This window comes from Turneriella parva DSM 21527, from assembly GCF_000266885.1.
Taxonomy (GTDB): domain Bacteria; phylum Spirochaetota; class Leptospiria; order Turneriellales; family Turneriellaceae; genus Turneriella; species Turneriella parva.
This window is the reverse complement of sequence record NC_018020.1, coordinates 371713-390375: the sequence shown is the minus strand read 5'-3', so window position 1 is coordinate 390375 and position 18663 is coordinate 371713. Positions and strand designations below refer to the sequence as shown.

General features: G+C 54.0%; 18 protein-coding genes. 9 read left to right on the top strand and 9 right to left on the bottom strand.

Translation table 11 applies throughout. The annotated features are described in order from the left end of the window. Positions 1-118 precede the first annotated feature (118 nt). On the top strand, positions 119-889 hold the full coding sequence (locus TURPA_RS01780) for a tetratricopeptide repeat protein (RefSeq protein WP_014801568.1): 771 nt from the start codon (positions 119-121) through the stop codon (positions 887-889). 37 nt (positions 890-926) lie between these two features. Here TURPA_RS01780 and TURPA_RS01775 read toward each other — a convergent pair whose 3' ends face one another. From TURPA_RS01775 to TURPA_RS01765, 3 genes are all read right to left on the bottom strand, one after another. Beyond that, positions 927-1718, bottom strand: a complete 792-nt coding sequence (locus TURPA_RS01775) for an OmpA family protein (protein WP_014801567.1) — start codon at positions 1716-1718, stop codon at positions 927-929. Between the two features lie 2 nt (positions 1719-1720). Then, complete coding sequence (locus TURPA_RS01770; RefSeq protein ID WP_041948236.1) at positions 1721-2518, bottom strand: motility protein A; 798 nt, start codon at positions 2516-2518, stop codon at positions 1721-1723. 73 nt (positions 2519-2591) lie between these two features. Next, positions 2592-4430, bottom strand: a complete 1839-nt coding sequence (locus TURPA_RS01765; protein WP_014801565.1) for a glycoside hydrolase family 15 protein — start codon at positions 4428-4430, stop codon at positions 2592-2594. Positions 4431-4485: 55 nt separating this feature from the next. Here TURPA_RS01765 and TURPA_RS01760 point away from each other — a divergent pair, with 55 nt between their 5' ends. Then, complete coding sequence (locus TURPA_RS01760) at positions 4486-6666, top strand: bifunctional alpha,alpha-trehalose-phosphate synthase (UDP-forming)/trehalose-phosphatase (RefSeq protein WP_014801564.1); 2181 nt, start codon at positions 4486-4488, stop codon at positions 6664-6666. A gap of 64 nt (positions 6667-6730) precedes the next feature. Here the strand turns inward: TURPA_RS01760 and TURPA_RS01755 are convergent, their stop codons facing one another. Then, positions 6731-7687: a DUF2225 domain-containing protein gene (locus TURPA_RS01755; protein WP_014801563.1), complete on the bottom strand. Its 957-nt coding sequence runs from the start codon at positions 7685-7687 to the stop codon at positions 6731-6733. Then, a complete protein-coding gene (locus TURPA_RS01750) occupies positions 7687-8628 on the bottom strand; it encodes a fatty acid desaturase family protein (RefSeq protein WP_014801562.1) in 942 nt (313 codons plus the stop codon). The genes TURPA_RS01755 and TURPA_RS01750 overlap by 1 nt, the downstream gene beginning before the upstream one ends. A 158-nt stretch (positions 8629-8786) precedes the next feature. Here TURPA_RS01750 and TURPA_RS01745 point away from each other — a divergent pair, with 158 nt between their 5' ends. Next, complete coding sequence (locus TURPA_RS01745) at positions 8787-9317, top strand: OmpA family protein (RefSeq protein ID WP_014801561.1); 531 nt, start codon at positions 8787-8789, stop codon at positions 9315-9317. Between the two features lie 92 nt (positions 9318-9409). Here the strand turns inward: TURPA_RS01745 and TURPA_RS01740 are convergent, their stop codons facing one another. Then, the gene (locus TURPA_RS01740; protein ID WP_014801560.1) at positions 9410-10018 is read right to left on the bottom strand and encodes an adenylate/guanylate cyclase domain-containing protein; all 609 of its coding nucleotides are present in this window, start codon (positions 10016-10018) and stop codon (positions 9410-9412) included. A 152-nt stretch (positions 10019-10170) separates the two neighbouring features. On the opposite strand from TURPA_RS01740, the gene TURPA_RS01735 reads away from it, so the two are divergent. Further along, entirely contained in the window at positions 10171-11175 is a 1005-nt protein-coding gene (locus TURPA_RS01735; RefSeq protein ID WP_157210361.1) for a lysylphosphatidylglycerol synthase transmembrane domain-containing protein, read from the top strand. On the opposite strand, the gene TURPA_RS01730 is transcribed toward TURPA_RS01735, so the two are convergent. Then, complete coding sequence (locus tag TURPA_RS01730; protein WP_014801558.1) at positions 11176-12945, bottom strand: polysaccharide biosynthesis protein; 1770 nt, start codon at positions 12943-12945, stop codon at positions 11176-11178. Positions 12946-12996: 51 nt separating this feature from the next. Between TURPA_RS01730 and mazG the strand changes: the two genes are divergently transcribed. Next, positions 12997-13836 (top strand): nucleoside triphosphate pyrophosphohydrolase, encoded by an 840-nt coding sequence (mazG, locus tag TURPA_RS01725; protein ID WP_014801557.1) that lies wholly within the window; start codon positions 12997-12999, stop codon positions 13834-13836. On the opposite strand, the gene TURPA_RS01720 is transcribed toward mazG, so the two are convergent. Beyond that, a complete protein-coding gene (locus tag TURPA_RS01720) occupies positions 13827-14153 on the bottom strand; it encodes a hypothetical protein (protein ID WP_157210360.1) in 327 nt (108 codons plus the stop codon). The genes mazG and TURPA_RS01720 overlap by 10 nt on opposite strands. Positions 14154-14272: 119 nt before the next feature. On the opposite strand from TURPA_RS01720, the gene TURPA_RS01715 reads away from it, so the two are divergent. Then, positions 14273-15679 carry an FAD-binding oxidoreductase gene (locus TURPA_RS01715; RefSeq protein ID WP_014801555.1) on the top strand — a complete coding sequence of 469 codons (1407 nt, stop codon included), beginning with the start codon at positions 14273-14275 and terminating at the stop codon, positions 15677-15679. Further along, on the top strand, positions 15676-16488 hold the full coding sequence (locus tag TURPA_RS01710; protein ID WP_014801554.1) for a 3'(2'),5'-bisphosphate nucleotidase CysQ family protein: 813 nt from the start codon (positions 15676-15678) through the stop codon (positions 16486-16488). The genes TURPA_RS01715 and TURPA_RS01710 overlap by 4 nt, the downstream gene beginning before the upstream one ends. 28 nt (positions 16489-16516) lie before the next feature. Here TURPA_RS01710 and TURPA_RS01705 read toward each other — a convergent pair whose 3' ends face one another. Further along, positions 16517-17383 (bottom strand): WecB/TagA/CpsF family glycosyltransferase, encoded by an 867-nt coding sequence (locus tag TURPA_RS01705; protein WP_014801553.1) that lies wholly within the window; start codon positions 17381-17383, stop codon positions 16517-16519. Positions 17384-17619: 236 nt separating this feature from the next. Here TURPA_RS01705 and TURPA_RS01700 point away from each other — a divergent pair, with 236 nt between their 5' ends. Both TURPA_RS01700 and epsC read left to right on the top strand, forming a co-directional pair. Continuing rightward, complete coding sequence (locus TURPA_RS01700; RefSeq protein ID WP_014801552.1) at positions 17620-17805, top strand: hypothetical protein; 186 nt, start codon at positions 17620-17622, stop codon at positions 17803-17805. Next, the gene (gene epsC / locus TURPA_RS01695) at positions 17805-18635 is read left to right on the top strand and encodes a serine O-acetyltransferase EpsC (RefSeq protein WP_014801551.1); all 831 of its coding nucleotides are present in this window, start codon (positions 17805-17807) and stop codon (positions 18633-18635) included. Before TURPA_RS01700 ends, epsC begins: the two co-directional genes overlap by 1 nt. Positions 18636-18663 lie beyond the last annotated feature (28 nt).

The window sequence follows — 18663 nt, the reverse complement described above, 5'->3', positions numbered from 1 at the left end:
CAATGGGGATTTATAACGAATCGCCACTTTTGCCCGCGCGATGCGCCGGCAAAAGTGCCTGACTTTCGAGATAATTTTCTTTACAGCATAGCCGTATTATGTCACATTAGGCCTCGCTGTGAAGATTCGCCTGCCCGTGCTCATTTTCGCCTCGCTCTTTATGGGCTGCGAAGTCAAAAGCTGCTATCAAGAGGCAAAAGAGAAGCATCTCGAGAAGCGTTATGGCAGCCGACCTGCCAGCAAGAGCCAGCTCGACGACTGGGAGAAAGAAATTTCCGGTTACGAAAAAATAATCAATGAGAAAATCGACGCCGGCATAAAAACCGGCAAGGTCTACCGCAAGATCGGCGAATCGTACGCGCTCATGGAAAATTATGAGCTCTGCATTAAAAATCTCGAAAAAGCAGCCGAGTACGGCGAAGCCGTCGCCGAAGTTTTCTACTGGCAGGGGCTCTGCCACGCGAATCTGTCGCGCACGCATAACTGGAACCCCGATGAGGCGCGCAAAGCCGAGCAGGCCTTTCTGAAGGCGCTGAACCTTGAAAAGACGATGAACAAGGTGAAATACGAGCTTGCGGTCATGTATTATGCCGGGTTTGCGCGCAATAACCAGTACCGCGTTCTTTCAGATGTGATCACCGTGAGCCAACAGCAATTTCAGGAGAAAGCGATAGAACTGATGAAAGAGTTCAAATCGGTTGAACCCGACCAGGCGAAGGCCTATTTCTTTTTGGCGGGTCTTTACAAAGAGCGCGGCGAACTTGCAGAAGCAAAGCGCGAGCTCACCGACCTCATGGCGGTGATCCAGAAGAATAATAAATCCGGCTATTTGCGCAACCCCGATTATGGGCGCGCCGAAACATATCTGAAAGATCTTGAGCGCAGGTGAGCCGCCATCGCATTGCGGTGGCTGCTCACCTATGCTTTTAAGGTACGCTGGTTTCGGTCTGAGGTACGCGACCCTCAGGCAGCGCGGAGTCTTTGTAAGAGCGCGTCTGGTTTTTACCCGAAAGAATAATGACGTCTATACGGCGGTTGAGTGCGCGCGCTTCAGGGGTTCCCGATTGCGTGAGCTGTCGCGTCTTGCCAAACGTCGCTGCTGAGAGTTTTTCTGCGGGCACGTCGTTTTTCTCTTCGAGAAAGCGCAAGGCATTGATCGCTCGCTGCGCGGCGAGTTCCCATGCTGACTCGTAAAATTCGCCCTGCGGTCTTGCCGTCATTTCGTCGTCGGCATAACCTTCGATGCGCGTGTATGAATCCATGCGGCCGAGCACATCAGAGATTTTTGTCAGAATCGTGCGACCTTGTTCTGTGAGCTTCGCCGACCCCGGAGCATAATAGCCGTCGCCGATGAGGCTGATAACGATACCGCGCTCTTCTTCGGTGATTTTGATTTTCTTCTTTTTTATTTCGTCTTCGAATATCTGTTTGACCTGGTACTTTTCTTTCGATTGTACCTTTCCTTTCACTTCAGCAGGCATCGCTTCAACGGTGAGGCCCATGTCTTCGAGTTTCTGTTTCGAGAGCGTGTTGCCGCCGGGCATGATGCCGCGTGAGCCCTGAAAGGGCGACAACATAATCCGCATTTCAGAAACTTTAACCGGCGTCGGCGGCTGGTAGATCGCGATAAAAAAGCAGAGCAGCAGGGTGATGAAGTCCCCATACGTCGACATGTATTCGGGTACTTTCTGTACGCATGGTGGGCACTTCTGCGCCATTTTTAGTTGCTGCCACCCTCGGCTTCACGCTGTTTAATGAGCGCTTCGCGCGCTGAGGGGTCGACGAAGCAGAGCAGTTTATCCATAATAACTTTCGGGTTTTCACCGGCCTGAATCGACATGACACCTTCGAGCAGCATGTTCATGAGCATCACTTCGGCTTCGGTACGGCCTTTGAGCTTATTGTTTGTGGGTATTGCAAAAACGTTGGCGAGAAATGAACCGTAGAGGGTCGTAATGAGGGCGGCGGCCATCGCTTTACCCAGGCCCGAAGTGTCACCTCCGAGGTTCGAAAGCATACCCACAAGGCCGATGAGGGTACCGAGCATACCAAACGCAGGGCCCATCGTGGCGAGCGTGTCGAACCAGCCGCGATTGCCCGCGTGGCGGCCTTCGAGGGCCTCGATTTCAATGCGCATAACGCGCTTGGCAATTTCGGGGTCGGTACCGTCGATGATCATCTGCAGCGCTTTGGTCAGAAACTTACTGTCGAGCTTATCGACGTGGTCTTCGAGCGCCAGAATACCTTCACGGCGTGCGATTTCTGAGAGTGATACGATCTGCAAAACGTAACGGTTAATATCGATTTCGTTCTTCAGCCATGCGAGTTTATAGATCTTGTGGATATTCATCGTCAGTTCAAAGGGGTTCTGCATCATCGTGGTCGCAGAAGCACCACCGAAGGTGATGAAGATCGAGGCAAGGTCATAGAGCGCGCTCCAGGCAACGCCCGAGGCTTCGACCCCCAAAACAAGGACGCCGAGGGCGACCCCGAAACCGATCATATATGCTTTATCCATGGCAGTCTACGATTCTATTTTCGGTCTGCCCGGTGTGGGATTGAAGTAATATTTTAGCCGGTAGGCGCCTGGGTCAGGCGTCACCCGCTTCCATTGCGCGCCGCATCTGGTCGAGCTTGAAAATCGAATTCACCAGCCCGAGATGGCTGAACCCTTGCGGAAAATTGCCCAGAAAGCGATACGGAGTATCTGCGGCGGTGTCTAAACATTCGCTGTAGAGGCCGAGCGGTGTTGCCATCGCAATCATTTGCTCGAGGGCCGCCCGTGCCTCAGGCAGTTTTTTCAGCAAAATCAGGCAATCGATATACCAGAACGACATCAGCAAAAAGCGGCCTTCGGGTTCGCGAATACCGTCGTCGAACGCACCCGAATCATAACGGTAGAATAGCGGGGTTAGCTCGTCGCCCAGCGAGTTTTTGATCTTTTCGAGTGTACTGACAAAACGAGCATCATTCACGTCGATAAACCCGGTTTCGGCCATGACGAGCAGAGCAGCATCAATAGTCGGTGAACCATAATATTGTGTGAAGCTCTGCAATGATTCGTTCCATGCGCCCTCAAGCACGTGCGCCTTAATGGTGTCGGCTTCACGTGCCCACGTTTCTACCTGGTCGACAAGACCCAGACGGCTTGCCAGCTTCACAGCGCGGTCGAGCGCCACCCACGCCCAGATTTTCGAATAGGTATAGTGCTGCTCTTCTGACCGCGCCTCCCAGATGCCTGAATCGGTATCGCGCCATTTGTTCATGACGAGAGCGATGATGTCTGTTAAGGCCTGCCATTCTGTTGAAGTGATCACTCCACCGTGCTGATAATATAACCAGGCGGCATCGAGCAGGCTGCCATAGATGTCGAGTTGGTGCTGCTCTGCGGCCCCGTTGCCGATGCGTACCGGGCCAGAACCAGCGTACCCTTCGAGGTGCTGCAGCTCAGCTTCGGTAGGGTTTTCGCGGCCGTGAATATCGTACAGAATGCGCAGATCACGCCCCTTGAATACCCTCTTCAGAATAAAATCAAAATAGGCTGTGCCTTCATCGATAAACCCCGCACGAAAAAACGCCCCCAGAATAAACGCAGAGTCGCGAATCCATGTGTAGCGGTAATCCCAATTGCGCGAGCCGCCTATCCATTCGGGTAATGACGTCGTCGGCGCTGCGATTATGGCGCCTGTCGGTTCGTAAGAAAGTAATTTCAGCGTTAACAGCGAACGTTCAACTGCATCACGGTATCTGCCGTGGTAGGCAAGTCGGCCAATCCATTGTCGCCACGCCTTGCGCGTTTCCCAGATGCGGCGATAAGTCTGGTAACTGCGCACCGGGTAAACTTCAGTTGCTCCCCAGTCGGCGACAAATGAAAGCTCTTCGCCTGTCGCCATTGTGAACGTGGTGCCGGCGGCTCCGTCGCTCGCTGACAATGGTGTGGGCGATGAAAGTGTCAGTGAATTTTCAGCAGCCGAGAAGATCGCCCCATGCGATTTCACCACCACATTTGCCTTTTCGCGGCCGTAGTTGAATCGAGGTGAAAAAAACAATCGCACGCGCACCTGGCCTTCGATGCATTCTACGGTTCGGTGAATTTCTGCCGTCGCTACTTTGCGATTCGGTACATAAGGCATAAAATCGCGCACTCGCAACCGACCCGAATCGCAGACAAATTCTGTAACCACGATGTTGGTTCCCGATTCATAAAATTGATGCGAGCGGTACGCATCGGTCGGCGCTATTGAGAACTCTCCCGCACCGCGGCCGAGAAGGCGGCCAAAAACTGAAGGGGAATCAAAATCGGGAAAACATGCCCAATCGATTGAGCCGGTGGCCGATACAAGAACCGCTGTGCGCGTATCGCCGATTACCCCGTAACTGGCCAGCGAGAGCGAATCGTAGTTAGTATTTTTCGTGCTTGCTTCAGTCATGCGTCAGAAAAAGCAAAAACCCTTGTCGCAAGCTTCATGAATACCATAAAGTCGCATGCAACTCATTGTCGTCTCGAATCGGTTGCCATTCGAATTCAGAGAATCGGGCGGTAGAATGCGCGTCAAGCAGTCGACCGGTGGCGTCGCCACGGGTATCAACTCGTATATTGCCTCGCGACGTAAAGAAACTGAAAATTTTCAGCACAAGTGGGTGGGCTGGCCCGGAGAAATTGCGCCCGAAAAATTCGCCGCATACAGTGAATCGGTAGGCGACACATTCGTACCGGTGTTTCTCTCGCCAGACCAAATGGAGAAATTCTACGACGGATTCTGCAACAAGACCCTGTGGCCGCTTTTCCATTCATTTCCGATGCTGACGCAATACGATGATGAATACTGGCGGGTCTATGTTGAGGTGAACATCGAATACTGTAACCGCATCGCCGAGATTGTCAAGCCGGGGGATATAATTTTCGTCAACGACTACCACCTGATGCTGCTGCCGCGCCTGTTGCGAGACCTTTTCCCGGAAAACCAAATTTGTTTCTTTCTGCACATTCCGTTTCCACATTTTGAACTGTTTCGACTGCTGCCCGGGCGGTGGCGGGCCGATTTGCTCGCAGGGCTGGTTGCTGCCGATCTCGTCGGCTTTCATACGCATGAATACCGTGAGCACTTTTTGCACTGCGTTCGCCGAATTCTCGGGTTTGAACACGCTCTCGGTGAAATTACCGTGCAAGACAGGGTATGCAAGGCTGAAACGTTTCCAATGGGTATCGATTATGATCTCTACGCGGGCGATGGAGCACAAGCTGGTCAAGAACTCTCTGTGCCTGGACTCAGAAAAATTTTGTCCATAGACCGCCTCGATTACACGAAAGGGATTCTCAATCGTCTCGAAGGTTATCGGCTCTTTCTTGAGAAATTTCCCGCAATGCACGGGCGCGTGCAGCTGCACGTCGTCGCAGTGCCGAGCCGGGTTGGCGTCGACAAATACCAAGACCTGAAGACGCAGCTCGACGAGCAGATTGGTCGCATCAATGGCCGTTTTTCAAGAGCTGACTGGGCGCCGATTTTCTACCAATATACAAACCTATCGACCCGTGAAGTCATAGGGCTCTACCGCACGACCGATATCGCGCTGGTGACTCCGCTTAGAGATGGTATGAACCTGATAGCGAAAGAATATCTGGCGGCGAGAACCGACGGTTCGGGTGTGCTGATCTTGAGCGAGATGGCGGGTGCGGCAGGTGAGCTGACCGGTGCGATCATGATAAACCCCAATAGCTGTTCAGAGATCGCAGACGCCATCAAGCAGGCGCTCGAAATTCCCCGAAGTGAGCAGATCGAACGCAATGAACCCATGCGTGCCTATCTGCGCGAACAGAATATCCATTCGTGGTTGGGCGAGATTATGGAATGCCTCAACGAAACGCAGCAAAGCAGAAACTCCGAACGTAAAAAATATCTTGCGTTTGATGTCGAACGCTCAGTCGTCGAAGCGTACAGATCTGCGAAGCGGCGCTCGCTGTTTCTCGATTACGACGGCACACTTGTCGGTTTTGCCGCCAAACCTGAAGATGCAGTGCCCGGCCCCGGGCTGATATCCGTCTTGCAGAACCTTTGCGATGACGCGCGAACGGACCTCTTTATCGTTAGCGGCCGCAATCGAGAATTCTTGAGTCTGCATTTCGCTGACAAGCGCATTGGCCTTGTGGCAGAACACGGAGCCTTTTATCGCCCGGCGCACTCAAGCGAATGGACGCCGCTGGTGCCGGCGGGCGCCGATTGGTTTTTGAAGATTGCCCCCATTATGCAAAAGTACCATCGGCGTCTGCCGGGTACAACTATCGAACAGAAAGAACGGTCGATTGTCTTTCATTACCGCCGGGCGCAAGGTGATATGGGCTTTATTCGCGAAAGAATTTTAGAACTGTATGACACGCTTCTGCAATTCACGGCGAGCATGAATATTGATGTTATTCAGGGCAATAACAATGTTGAGGTACGCAACAACGGTGTGAATAAAGGTGTTGCGCTTATGGCACTCTCTCGCCACCAGCGGTACGATTTTATTCTCGCTGCGGGTGACGACACGACCGACGAAGACATGTTTCGCATGCTGCCGGCGACGAGCCACACTATCAAGGTGGGCAGGGCACGCAGCGCCGCGCGCTATATTCTGCGTGATCAAACTGAGGTAATTTCGTTTCTGGCAAAGTTGTCTGCTCATTGAAAAATTGCAGTCATAATCGATTCTCGCTGCACTCCCTGCTTCAGCGAAAACGTATCGCGAAATCTTAAGCTTTCTGAGCCGCCGCGACGATGGCAGCAGCTTCTGCTGCCTCTTTGGCCTTTTGTTCTGCAAATGCGGGGTCGTATTCAATACGAAAGCGCTCCATCATTTTGCCCATCTCGTCATAGAGTTCTTTGGCCATGTCGATAATCACCGACGGCCGGCTTTTTGACGATTTGCCGCTGCCATAGAGCTTTGACAGGTAGCGGCGCGAACTATCCATAATAGCATATTTATCTTTGGGGTTGGTTGCCATCTGGTCGATGAACTTGCGTGTCAGATACGAATTCAAATAAATGACGCCATCAAATGCCCAGTTAAAGTCAAGCGATGGGCCGAGAATGTACGCCGATTCTTCCATCGGTTCAATGCCCGAGGTCATCGTGTCGAGCACCCGCTTGTAATAACGGGCGGCCTCGACATAATAAAAGTCACGCAGTTTATCATAGGGGCGATAGTTTGCTTCTTTGAAGAGATCGTCGAGCAGCCATGCGGCGCGTATCGCTGAAACGGCCTTTTTGGGGGTCGGTGCACTCGCCGGCCCACGCAGGTGGTAGCAGTCGACATTGAGCATGTACGCGATCGCGCCGTGAACGATGCTGCGGTTTTCGCCCATGTCATATTTGCCAAAAAACGTTTCAACGACTTTCTGTCTGTGCGCGACAGTGTTCTTTAACGCAAGAATTTCTTCTGAGGTGAGTGTCGTGAAATCTTTGGGAAAAGCAGCAAACAGGCATTTTGGGCACACCTGCACGTGGTAGACGAGCGGGTTGATTTTTCCCCACTTTTTATTGTCTTCGTAAAGGCGCTGCAGTTCTTGCGTCAGTTTGCCGGCAATGAGGCGCCCGCTGCCCGATAACAATTCTTCTTTAAAATGCGTCGTTGCGCAGACCGGGCATTTCGTGACCTCTTTGGCCCGGTATGAAATCTTCTTTTGGTTGTTGGCCGCGGCAGTTGCCATTAAGCTTCGGCTCCGAGATCGAGCGCGTTGGCATTCACACGCAGCTCGGCAACCCAATCACCGTCTTTTACTTTCGGGGGCAGTACAACCGGTTTGCCGTCATAGGTCAGGCGCTTTGCGGGGTAGATCAGTGTTTTCCAAAGATAAACCACAAGGCTTTTCTGCTCGAGCGCTGGGTGAATATGCGGATGTATAAGTCTGTTGTGGTATTCTGGCAGAAGGCTCCAATGCAGTGTTGGCTGGTCGTGGTGCATGCCGTGGTAACCATTGTTAAAGGCAAACCAATTGAGCAGCTTGCCGGTGAAGGTGCGCGAGTGGTTGTATTGATGGTCAGGGTCACAGCCGTCGTGCTGCCAAAAATTAACCCCGACAATGCCCCAAACGCCGTAGTGGTGCGGAATCAGTACGAGCAGCAGAAATGCTTTCCAGTTCAGGTATGCGAGCACTGCCTGCGTCGCGATAAAAATAATCATTTCTGTCCAGTATTGCCAGAACCATGCCGGACGCTCTTTGCGCATGGCGCTGACGAAGCGATTTTCATCGCGCATGATATCGGGTAGCATCGTATGAAAGAAAAACAGCTGGTTCAGAAGGTTCCAGCGCCAGCGCATCTTCGTCGTGCGCATCACATCTTTTTCACGCTGCGTGTATTTGTGGTGGCTGAAGTTGTGACCCGGTACGAACGCACTCACGGCGTGGCCGTAGCAAAAAGAGAGAAAATGCTGAAAGACTTTATTCATCCACCGTTGCTGAAATATGGGGCAGTGTATGGTATTATGGACCATGACTGCGCTGAAGAATGAAAAATTACACATCGCAATAAAAAGCAGCACGACCTGCCATATCTCCATTTGCTCCCAGAAGGCGAACCCCACATAAACCAGAGTGCAATAGATAGCGACAAAGAAGAGCGTGCGCCAGTCGGCAGCGTAACGGAGCATATCTGCCGAATGGCCCGCAAAATCAGCCCGTCAAGTAGGTTTTGGATTCAGTTGTTTATGGTTGACGCACAGCGCTGAAATCGGATGAACTGCCCAACTCGCGCATGCGTGGCCCTCGGCTGTGCCAAAATTTCGCGCGACTTTTTGAGGATATAAAAATGAAAAAACTATTCATCACAGCGCTCATCGGCGCGCTCACTATTGGCTTTGCTGCCTGTAGTTCAACAGAAGAAAAAAAAGCTGAGGTCACACCACCGCCTGCAGCGCCAGAGCCCGCGCCTGCCGCGAATACGCGTTCAGCCGGTCTTGACTCAGGCGTAGACTCGGCCAACGAGAAGCTCGCCAAAGTCGCGGTTGTGGGTTTGCCCGCTTTTGACGCGAAAGGCGCAGGTGCGTCGGCAAAAGGTTCGCTCGCAACCGTCAAAGAAGTTGTCGCTGAAATGCCAGAAGGTTACGTGCTCGAAATCACCGGCCACCATAACCAGCACCCTGAAAAAGATAAGCGCAAAGACGACGGCAAAGGCGGCCTCTCACGCCAGCGCGCCAAAGACGTTTACAACTATTTCGTGAAAAACGGAATCCCCAAAGAAAAGATGACGTATCGCGGTGCGGGCTCTGCAGAACGTGACGAGAACCTCTCGCGTGAAAAGAACCGCCGCGTGACATTTAAAGTCGTTAAGGCCGGCTGATCAGTACGCCGGTTACCGCCATATTGCGGTAGCCGGTGTTGCTTTCGAGGCCATTTTTCCCAGCCGTTTTCGCGAACAGATATTAACCCGTATCACTCGCGCCAGCTGAGGCTGAAATGGCCATCGGCTTCGGTGAATTTGACATCCGCACGACTCTTGAAAACTTCTCGCACGGCAGGTGTCACCAGAATTTCATAGGCTTTCGCTGTGTCTTCACCGAGTTTGCTCGCCGAATTGACCTCGTGGCCAAAAACATCGATATCGCCGATACGAAGCACCGGGCCGTAACCGAGACCGACGCAGAGTAGAACCTTTTCTTCGTCGGTCTTGTCGGTATTATACTGCAAGAGTTGCCGCTGCATCGCGACCGCAGCCTGCACCGCCTTATCGGGATTGCGAAAAATCACCAGCAGGCTGTCACCTTCGGCCTTCAGCAGAATGCCATCGTTTTCTTCAATCAGGGGAATCAACAGGCGCTCTGATTCGTATATCGTCTGCAAAAAGTGAATGATACCAAATTTCGCAACGTTGCGCGAAAACCCCGAAAGATCGGTGAACATAATAGCCCACGTTTCGCCGAAGAGATCCCATATGCGGCTGTCGATGCGCTCTTTATCTGCGCCGGGCTTCAGCCGGTCTTCGATCAGCTTTTCGAGTCTGTCTTCGCTCGCGCTTGCGCCAATCAGCCTTCGGTATGCCATGTTTACCCCTTAACGCGCGCCATGCTGCCGGTGCGCCGAATGATGAGGATATCAAACGTACTCGCAGTTCAGCCGTCAGCTAAATTAATTCGGCCGGGCTCTTCAAAAAAGATTGTCGCTGAGATTCAGATAATCTGACCAATGGCATGCACATGCGCAGGCGGGTTTTGAGTATCATAAAAATCGTTCTCACGCTCGCAATTTCGGGTGGCTGTCTGTACTTCGCCGCGCGCAATCTTGAATTCTCTGCAATTCGCAGCGAGTTTGCCGATATGCAGGTATTGCCTGCACTGATTGCTGCCGCGGTTGCGGTGATCGCGCTCTCGCTGCGTGCCTGGCGTTGGCACCAGGTAATTCGCCGCGAGCATGACTTTGCGTTCAGCAACACCTACTGGGCAAATGCTATTGGTTATCTCGCGAACAACATTCTACCCGCGCGCGCAGGCGAAGTGATACGTTCTGTGGTGCTGGCGTTGAGCGCGAATATTCGCAAGACCTTGGTGCTCGCGACAGCGCTCACCGAGCGCATGCTCGACGCAGCGGTTTTGCTGCTTCTGGCCTGGTGCATGCTGTTTTTCACGGTAGAGCTGCCGCCGGCGTTTCGCACCATTTGGACAATCGTGCTACCCGTGGTGCTGCTGCTCGTTGTGGTTGCGTTCATCGCCCCGAAAATGCAGGCGTTCTGGGTGAGGCTGATTCACCTAATGCCGCTCGGCGGCGCATTCAAGATGCGCCTTGAAGCCTTTTTGAACGGGTTGCTCGACGGCATTCGCGTGTTTCATCACCCGGCATTTCTCTTGCAGTTTCTGATCTATACCGTCATTATCTGGTTTATCGATGCTTTCATGTTCAAGTCGCTCGCGGCGGCCTTCGGGGGCGAATTGACGGTTGCGCAGTCGGTGATTTTTGTTGCTATCATCGGGTTTGCGAGTAGTGTTCCCTCGACGCCAGGCTATGTGGGTGTGTACCAGGCAATCGCTGTGGCTCTGTTGCCGGTTTTCGGCATGAAAGAAAGCCAGGCATTTCTCGCGGTGTCGTTCTTTCAGGTGATGTTTCTGTGTGTCACATTAGGGCTAGGCGGCTACGGCTGGTTCGTTATGCAGCGCCGAATCGGCAAGGCCAGACTTGCCCGTGAGATCGAAGAAGCAGAAAGCTGATCAAACAAAACGCAGCAAAAATTCTTTGTACCACGAGCGAGAATGCTCGCCTTCGAGGGCTTCGCGCAGTTTGAGCAAGAAATCCTCAACATCCAGTGACTTGAGCTCGGCTGTAGACCTGAATATAAAAGGGATTGCAGTGCGTACTGAATCTTTCTCCCAGAAAAGTTCTTCTTTCAGTTTTTCACCAGGGCGAATGCCTGAATAGACAATCTGAATGTCTTCATGCGGTTTTTTGCCCGCGAGTAGAATCAGCCGTTCAGCGAGTTCGACGATGCGCACCGGCTTACCCATATCGAGTGCCAGAATCGTTTCGGCCTCTTCGGGCAAAGACGCCGCTTGCAGCACCAGGCGCACCGCTTCGGGAATTGTCATAAAAAAGCGTTCCATATCGGGGTGTGTGACGGTGAGAGGGCCGCCTTGCTGAATCTGCTCCCAAAAGAGCGGCACGACAGACCCCGACGAACCCAGAACATTGCCGAACCGAACGCTTGCGGTCTGCAAGCGGCCAACACTTTTCATGCCCGAGTTATAAACAATCAGTTCTGCGAGTCTTTTGGTGATGCCCATAATGTTTTCGGGCGCGACCGCCTTGTCGGTCGAGATATTCACCAGCCGCACCGGCTCTGCGGCGCTGTTTTCTTTAAGGTATTTTGAGATCGCGCCTATCAGGTGCCAGGTGCCCAGAATATTCGTTTCGATCGCCTGCAGGTGATTTGATTCCATGAGGGGCACATGCTTGTAGGCCGCTGCGTGAAAGATCACCTGGGGTTTTTCTGCGGCGATAATATCGTGAAGCCGCCGCTCATTGCGCACGTCGGCGATCGCGCAGAAAATATTGTCTGCATTAAACTCTTGTTCGAGCTGGTAGACCCCGTGTTCCCACTGGTCGATCAGTGTGAGCCTTGCCGGTACCAGAGCTTTAATCTGCCGCGCGAGCTCACGGCCGATTGATCCTGCGGCACCGGTGATGAGCACGCGTTTAGATTTCAGCGCTGTAATCAGCCTCGATTCATCGAGTCTTATTTCGGGCCGGCGAATGAGGTCTTCGATGCGCAGCTTGCGCACATCGGGAGCAAACTGCGCCAGCTTGCGCGGTACCAGTTTGTACGTGATGCTCAGGTTTTGCAGATTATCCATCACCTCCCGCAAAAAATCGGGTGTCGCGGGCATCGTGAACCAGATTTCAGCGGCGTTGTGCTTTTCAGCGAGTGCCCTCAGTTCAGAACCGGCGTGAATACGGTAGGGGCCGACATGACCACCCGACTTCTGTTTGTCGTTGTCGACGATCGCTGCTATCTGGTATTTGCCGAGCAGATCTTCGGCCGAAAGGTCTTGCAGCAGGTGGTGCGCAACTGTGCCAGCGCCATAGATGATGACCGGCGTCAGGCCCTGCTTCTTGAACCGGGTTTCAGGGTTGAGGCGAAAGTACCAGAAGAGCCGGTGCACCAGCGTCGCCGAGTTCTGAAACACCATGAGCGCCGCGGCCTCTGCCAAATGGTTGCCACCGGCGTAAAAGCCATTCGCCACGGCGACCATGACGCCGACCAACGACACCACGAACAGAGTGCGCAAAGCGTAAAGACTCAGAAACCGCAGGTTCGCCCGGTAGAGCTTCAGCGCCACGAGCGCAGCGACGTGCAGCGCCGAAACAGGTATCGCCCAGTACGGCGAGAGATTTACCCAATGTAAGTAGACCGCATAACCACCCGCAAGCAGCAGAAAGTCACCGATTCCCGTGAGTGTCTGCGGTTTCAAACGTAACTGCATGCCGGGTCATTTTTTATGTGGCACCGCGGCTGCCACATAAAAAATGGTCGAATGAAAACGCCCCCCGTCACCGACGATGCGCTGCGTGATCTGTTGCAGGTGGCGCGCGACCTCAGAGACAAGAACGGCGGCTGCCCCTGGGATCTCGAACAGACACACGAGTCGCTCGCCAAACATGCCATCGAAGAAGCCTGCGAGTTGGTCGAAATCATCGAACGCGGCACCGACCCCGCAAATGACAGCGACCTGAAAGAAGAACTCGGTGACGTGCTCTTTCAGGTCGTCATTCACGCGCAGCTCGCCGCAGAAGAAGGGCGTTTCACTTTTGCCGATGTGGCGCGCGCGATTGCGGATAAACTTGTGACACGGCATCCGCACGTTTATGGCGACCTGACAGTCGGTGATTCGAAAACTGTTCTCAGAAACTGGGAGGCCATCAAGGCGCGCGAGCGCGACAAGAGAGCCGCGAGGGCGGGTGGTGGCAGGGTGTCGTATCTCGACGGAGTACCCAAAAACCTCGCCGCCTTGCAGCGCGCCGCGCGCCTGGGTGAAAAAGCCGCGCGGCTGGGGTTCGACTGGCCAGCCGGCGAAGAGGGTCTCGTCGCCGTACGGGAAAAGGTCACAGAAGAGTTCGAAGAGTTGCGGTTGGCCCGGTCTGAAGGTATAGAGCGCAGCGAAGAAGAGCTGGGTGATCTGCTGTTCGCCCTGGCGCAGTATTCGCGGCTATTGGGCATTGACCCCGAAGGGGCGCTGCGCAAGGCTTGCGGCAAATTTGAAACACGTTTCAGATTGATGGAGCAAGACTTGTCGGCGCCGCTCAGCAGCGGTGAAAAGCTCAGCGCCAAAACCTGGAACGAGGCCTGGGAGAGAGCGAAACAGGTTCAACGCTGATCGTCGTCGAACCGGTAAAGCGTCACGATCAGGCGAAAGCCTGAGGTGTCGAATGAATCGTTGGCGGCTTTGTCTGCCCATTTCCACTTGCTGTCGACCCGAGAGAACGAACCGAGTAGCATGCCGTCGGCGCCACACGCCGCTGCTTCAAGCCGCAATCGCCTTAGAATTTCGGGGCGTTCGTAGCCCGAGCCGTACTGTATCGTAATTTCGCCCAGGTATCGGTGCTTTGACACCGGCACGGCATAGCCAACCGTAATCTCTTCGGGCTTTTTTCTGGGTTCGGCGCAGCCCGGTTCGAATATTTTTTTATCCATAGAGAGGCAATTCGCCAGCGCGATGCAGGCGAAGAGCATTGAAATACGACCTGAATGGATTGGGCCAACGCGATGCATCTTTTACTTTGCGCATCGGCTCTGCGCCACACCCTGACAACATGAATCGCCTTTCAGGGCCGATTACCACCGGCAGCTTGCAGTCTGCCCTGGGCCAACTCGTCTCCATTGTTGGTACGGAACATGCATACTTTCCCGAAGATGAAAAATTTGAAAGATACCTCAGCGACGCGACCTATATGCGGGGCCAGGCGCTGTTGGTTCTGAGGCCTGGCTCGCAGAATCAGCTTGAGGCAATCATCACTGAAGTGAATGCGCTCCGTCGCGCTCAACCGGCCGAAGCCGCTGCACTGTCGTTGACATTGCGCGGGGGCGGCAGTGGTCTATCGGGTGCTGCGGTGCCCGCGTCAGGAATCGTACTCGACCTCACGCGCCTCAATCGCATCATTGAGATTGATGAGAGAAACCAGACGCTGCGGGCTGAATGTGGCGTGATCTTGAGCGACGTGAACGCTGCGCTCGCAGGCACAGGTCTTTGGTACCCCGTTGACCCGTCATCGTTGACGCTCTGCACTCTCGGCGGCAGCATTGCCACGAATGCTGCCGGGCCGTCGTCTCTCAAGTATGGCACGACGCGGCAGAACCTGGCAGCGCTGAAGTGGCTGAACGCGTCAGGCGAAATTATTGATGCGGGTTCGCTGCCGGTCAAGACTTCCATGGGGTTTTCGCTTACCGACCTGCTCTGCGGCAGCGAAGGCAGGTTGGGATTAATACTCGAAGCGACCGTCAGGCTCGCTGCTGAGCCTGCAGACACAGCGCTCGTGCTCGCAGGCTTTGCCGATGAACACGCTGCAGTCGAATTGATTCTGAAAATGCGGCGTAGTGGCATCGCACCCCGCTCGATTGAATTGCTCGACGCATTCAGTCTGAATCTCGTCGACTTTCCCGTCGCAGGGGCAGGGGCTCTGCTGATGATTGAGTTTGATGGTGACGCTGAAGATGTGAGTAGCGCGCTCGCAAAACTGCAGAGTCTTGACAAGAGATGCGAGTGGGTCGCAGCGCGTGATGAGAAGAGCCGCCGGCAGCTCTGGTCGAAACGCAAGGCGATCACGCTTGAACTGAAGAAGCGGTATCCCTACAAGCTCGGCGAAGATATTGCTGTGCCTTTGCCCGCGCTGGCCGCGACGATCGCCGCAGCCCGCAGCGATGCGGCGGCGCAGGGCCTTGAGACGGCGATCTGGGGCCATGCGGGTGACGGCAACTTGCACGTGAACTATTTGTTCGAAAGCGAAGCGCAGCTGGCAAAGCTCGAGCCCCTCATGTTTCGGCTGGCGCAGGCGGCGACGCGCGCCGGGGGGGCCATGTCGGGCGAACACGGTTTGGGCCGATTGAAGCGCAAAATTGCGCAGCAGGTTCTTTCGGCTGAATATTTCGCGGTGCAGCGCAGCATCAAGAACGCGCTTGATCCTCATTGTTTATTTAACCCCGCGCTCGAGCAAATTTCATGAACGAGTCATACGCGCGCGAACACGATTCGATGTTACCGGTTGTGCGCGAAGCCGGTGAAGCGGTGATGCAGTTTTACACGAGCCAGAAATATTCGGTACAGCACAAAGACCCCGAGAACCCTGTAACAGAAGCCGATTACGCTGCGCATCGTGTCATCGTCGGTGCGATAAAGAGACTTTTTCCGCAAGATGCAATACTCAGCGAAGAAAGCGATTCTGCCGAAGAAACTGCGCGCATGCAGCGCGACCGTTTTGAGCGCCCGCGCGTCTGGATCATCGACCCAATCGATGGTACGCGCGAATTCATCAAGGGTCGCGATGAGTTTGCAGTTTCAGTGGGCCTCGTCGCAGGCGATCGCGCCGTCGCCGGTTTTGTCTTTAACCCTGCCAAAGGCTATCTCTTGAGCGGTGCTGAAGGCATCGGGCTATTTTTAAATGGCGAAAAATTCACGCGTATGCCTGAAAAACCTTTTGCACCACCGCGCATCGTGGTCTCGCGCAGTGAGTTTAAGGCGGGCGAATTGAAACACCTCGAAAACGCGTACCCGAAGCTCGCCGATTATGCAGTCGGCTCAATTGCTTACAAGCTCGCCCTCATCGCCGATGGCACGTATGACCTCGCTGTCTCGGTGCGCCCGAAAAACGAATGGGATCTCGCCGGCGGTGCGGCGCTGATGAACATTGCCGGTCTTGAACTCGCCGACAAAGCGGGTGCGCCCATGCGTTTCAACAAACGCGCACTCGAATCTTCGGGTATTGTGGCCGGTACACCGGCAGCCTGCGCGTGGTACCGGTCGCTCGCGCAATAACAAGTTGCTATACCAGTAACTTGTTGGCTTATTTTTCTTTTTTGAAGAATTTGAAATACATGGTTTCAAAGAACCAGTACGCCACGAGTAACAGGCGGTGCCAGCGGTAGGGCTTGTTGATTGTGCGCCAGAGCCAAGTATAACCCGCTGCAGCCACGGAGTGTGGTGCTTTCGTTTTCGTACCGGCGAGCGTATCAAACGACCCGCCGACATTGACAACGATCAGGTCGCCGAGCTGCGCGCGGTTCTGCTCAATCCATTTCATGCCGCGGTGGTAGCCCATGCCGACAAAAAGAATGTGCGGGTCGGTCTTTCGCACTGCCTCGAGCACACGCTCGCCAGCCGCACCTTTGAGGTAGCCGTTGTGGCGCCCGACGATGCGCAGGCCCGCAAACGACCGGCGAAAATTGGTATAAAGTTTTTCAAGCACCTCATCGCGCGAACCCAGTAGAAACACAGTGTACTCTTTTGCATGCGCAATGCGAATCAGGTTCATGGCGTAACCGACCATAGATATGAGTTCGGGCAGGGGCTTACCCAGTGCGCGCGACATGTAGAGCATGCCGGCGCCGTCGGGCAGGTTAATGAACGATTCATCGACCATTTTCAACATACGCTTTCTGAAGCGCACCCAGACATAACGGTACGGGTCGAAGGGAAAGACCAGCTGCGCGCCAAACTGCCCGGTCGACTTGCTCTTCTTCTCGCGCATTTTGTCGAGCCGGTGGATAGAGTGCGCCACGAGGTCGGCCGACGTCGCCTGGTAGAACGGAATTTTGCCCAAAAGCACCCACCGTGCCGCGAGCAAAGACGTATCGATATTCTTGTATTCCAGAATCGGGTCTGAGTCGTCTTTATTGGTAAGAACCGGGTCGAGAGAGAAGTCGTTTCGCATCGTTAATGGCAGTGACTTCAGCCGAACTATGTCACTGGTTTACTGCCCCGCTCAAAGAAACAGGCTGTCAATGAAAACCCCGGGGCTAGCCTTTTTCGGCCAAAAAAATCACTACAGCAAACTTTAGCCCGGGTCGAAAATAAATTCAGGCCAAGGATGGCCCAGATTTCTTTTGCGCGGTCATAAGCTGCTTCTGGCAGCTTATGACCGCGCAAAAATGTTACAAGGAAGTAACTATGGCTCGCAGACTCGCCAACAAGGGCAGGCGAAACTTGCCCAAAACGACAGAACTCGGCAAGCGTTCGTACACGTCCACAGAAGCGCGAATTACTCAATATAAAGAGAGAATTCGTGACCGGGATTATCTCGAATTCGCTATCGACCACATCGCTATTGAATTGACCCATTTTCTCACGAAATAATGCACGACCTTCTCTTAGAAAAGGTAAGGGCGCGCAGCGTTGAGTTCAAAACTCTTCTGCCGACAAAAGACGACGCGGGTCAATATGTAACAGGCTTACTGGCGCTGCTGTTTGCGCGCTCGCATGGGGTAGGGCAAGACCGCAGCGCAGCTTGGCTCGACGAGCTCGCCGCCTCGCAAAAAGCCCTCACCACACTGCTTGAACCTTTCGCGCACGGCCAGGCGGCCGCACTCAGCGAAAAATTCTACACGACCGAATTACCGCAAATATACGACGTGCTTTGGCAAGACGCCGAGGCCGCTTACGCCGGCGACCCGGCTGCACAAAACCTGCAAGAGGTGGTGCTCGCCTACCCGGGGTTTTTCGGCGTTGCTGTCTACCGCATCGCACACTATTTTCATAGCCTCGGCATTGCCACGTTGCCGAGGCTGTTCAGCGAACACGCGCATGAGAAGACAGGCATCGACATTCACCCTGCTGCCAAAATCGGCCGCTCTTTTTTCATGGACCACGGTACAGGTATCGTGATCGGCGGCACTTCGGTGATTGCCGATAACGTTAAGATCTACCAGGGGGTCACGCTCGGCGCTCTCTCAGTTGACAAGAGCCTCGCGACGACCAAACGCCACCCGACGATTGAAGAGGGTGTTGTCATCTATGCAGGTGCAACGATTCTGGGCGGCGCCACCGTGATTGGCAAAAATTCTGTCATTGGCGGCAACACCTGGATAGTCGAAAGTGTCGCGCCTTATTCGGTCGTCTACAACAAGAGCTCGGTGCGCGTGCGGCCTTCGCGCGAAGTCACCACAGAGATTGATTTCTCAATATAGCAGTTTTCTCAAAAAGAAAACTGTTACA